The sequence below is a fragment of the Synechococcus sp. R3-13 genome (assembly GCF_047462195.1).
In the GTDB taxonomy this organism is placed as follows: Bacteria; Cyanobacteriota; Cyanobacteriia; order Thermostichales; family Thermostichaceae; genus Thermostichus.
In genome coordinates this window covers 1-2,309 of sequence record NZ_JANSIO010000355.1, presented here as the reverse complement: position 1 = coordinate 2,309, position 2,309 = coordinate 1, and the positions used below count along the sequence as shown (strand labels likewise).

Below are 2,309 nucleotides of genomic sequence, written 5' to 3'. Positions count from 1 at the left end.
GGGCAGCTTCCTGCAGCGGATCCCATGGCCAGCAGCTCGACAGAATCTCTGCGGCAACTGTACGAAGAACTGCCCTACCCCAATGTTTCCATTGAGGCCTCGGGCCGCAACGCCATTGAGGGGCTGTACCGCCTGAGCTTGACGACGGCTCAGTACGCTCGCACTCGCGCCATTGTGCCCAGCGAAGGCGCTCTGATTTTGAATGCCGGCTGCGGCTCTGGCTGGGAAACGTTGATCCTGGCGGAGGCCAATCCAGGGGCGCGGCTGGTGGTGTGCGACCTGTCAGCAGAATCGGTACGGGTGACGGAGCGACGCTTGCGCTACCACGGTTTTGGAGAGGTGGAGTTGTATGTTCTCGACCTGTTGGATATCGAACAGTTGGGGTTGGAATTTGACTTCATCAGCCTCAACGATGTGCTCTATCTGCTGGACGATCCGGTGGCGGGGCTAAAAGCCCTCAAGCGGGTTCTCAAACCTGACGGGATCCTGCGGGCCAACCTGCACCACGCCTACCAGCGGGAGGTGATCTTTCGCCTACAAGAGGCGTTTCGGCTGCTGGGGCTGTTTGATCTACCCACTCCTGAGGCCTGTCAGCGGGTACGGGAATTCATGGCCAGTTTGGCCTCGGACGAAATGCGGGCAGCCCTGCGCTGGAACCCTGAGATCTACAAAGACAACACCAACATCCGGGCCAACTACCTCTTGCCAGGAGACAAGGGCTTCCTGATCCCCGACCTGATGCGCATGCTCGAGGAAGCTGAGCTGGGCCTGGTTTGTCTGGTGGACTATGCCGACTGGGATCCGGCGCTTTTGTTCAAGGAGAGGGCCATGCCCCCCTGGTTGCAAGCTGAGTTGGACAAGCTCTCGCCTGCGGATCAAAATCACTTTTATGAGCTGATCTACCCCAACCATCGCCTGATCGATTTTTGGGCAGAACACCCCGGCTCTTCCTTGGTCTTGCCCTGGAGCGACGCCGATTGGCTGGGGGGCAGGGTGCAGCTTAACCCCATCCTGCCCGACAACGTCGAATTTCGCCAAAACTTCGCCAAAGCCTACGAGAAGAAGCTGGAGTTTGCCATGAATTGGCCGGGGGCTAGCTATGGACGCCTAACCATTCCACCTCCTCAGATGGCCTGGCTGGGATCCCTGTTGCAGGGGCCAACGGCGGTGGAAGTCTTGATCGAGCGGGCAGCCCAGCTCAACAAGTTGGAGACAGAAGCGGCTCAGGAGGAGGTGCTCACCTACCTGGCGGGGCTGGAGTCGTTTTTGTTTGTGATGTTGGATCCCGCACCCATTCCAGGAGAAGGAGTTTTTCAAATCGCTTGAGGAAATCCCCCAGCCCTTCTCCCAAGGATAGAGGGAAGCCAATGGGCCGGTTCACGGCAACTTGGAACCACTATTGAGGGATTGGGGCTCTGCCGGGCTGCAAGAACGGTCTTGGGCAGATGTCAGATGAGAAGAGATCCCTCTCTAGCGATCCACCAGGCGCAGCTCGAAGGTGAGGATGTTGGCGGCCAAAATCTCCAAAGCCCCGCCCTCGATAAGGTCGCGAGTGAGGGCAGCTCCGGAGCCACTTTGTTGGATCAATTCGCGGCTGCGGCGCACCGTCTCTTGTCGCTGGGGATCATCCACAACCACCTGCCGCTGATTGGACAGGCTGAGGCGATAGAAGTTGGGCAAATCTCCCCGGGTGGCATCAATGGCCAGATTGGTCTCTTCGGGGGCCACACGGAAGGGGGCGCGAGCGGTGAGCAGAGCCACCTGAATATCTTGATCCCGCCCATCGAGACCCTGCAGCTCGGAGATATCGATCTGGAAGTTGAGGGTGTCGCGGTCGCGGGTGAGGCGATTGACCCGTACCTGGTTAAAGCCGACCGCAAACTCTCGTTCCGGCTCTCCAAACCGCTGGATGGTGGCCTGCAAGACCGACTCTTCGTTGAGGAGGGTAACCCGAATGAGGTAATCCCAGTCCCGCACAAAGGTGTACTCGTTGGGCCCCACACGGACGTTGGGATCCACCAAGTTGGCGGTGGGACCGGGGCTACCGGCCCGGCTGAGGGCCACCACGTACCAGTAGTTGGGGCTGATGGGCAAACCCAGGGTCATGCGTACTTCCAACACAGGCCGGGCCCAAGCTGCAACAGCCGTGAGAGCTGTTATGGCCATGGCCCCGAAGCAACTCCACAGCCAGCGCTGGGGAGGAAAATTAAGCTGCGGCGGGCGAGAGCAAGTGATGGCTGTAGTTCTCATTCAAGCCTTTTCAAGGGCAGTTGCCTGTCTGATACATTCACGCTGAACTCTCCTGAACA

At 59.1% G+C, this 2,309-nt stretch carries 2 protein-coding genes; one reads left to right on the top strand and one right to left on the bottom strand.

Annotated features, from left to right (window positions below; translation table 11 throughout):
* On the top strand, positions 1-1,326 hold a 1,326-nt coding region (locus tag NW856_RS10785), incomplete at its 5' end, for a class I SAM-dependent methyltransferase (protein ID WP_414400227.1).
* 144 nt (positions 1,327-1,470) lie between these two features.
* Here the strand turns inward: NW856_RS10785 and NW856_RS10780 are convergent.
* Positions 1,471-2,250, bottom strand: coding sequence for a hypothetical protein (locus tag NW856_RS10780; protein WP_414400226.1), 780 nt, complete (start codon positions 2,248-2,250; stop codon positions 1,471-1,473).
* Between the last annotated feature and the right edge of the window lie 59 nt (positions 2,251-2,309).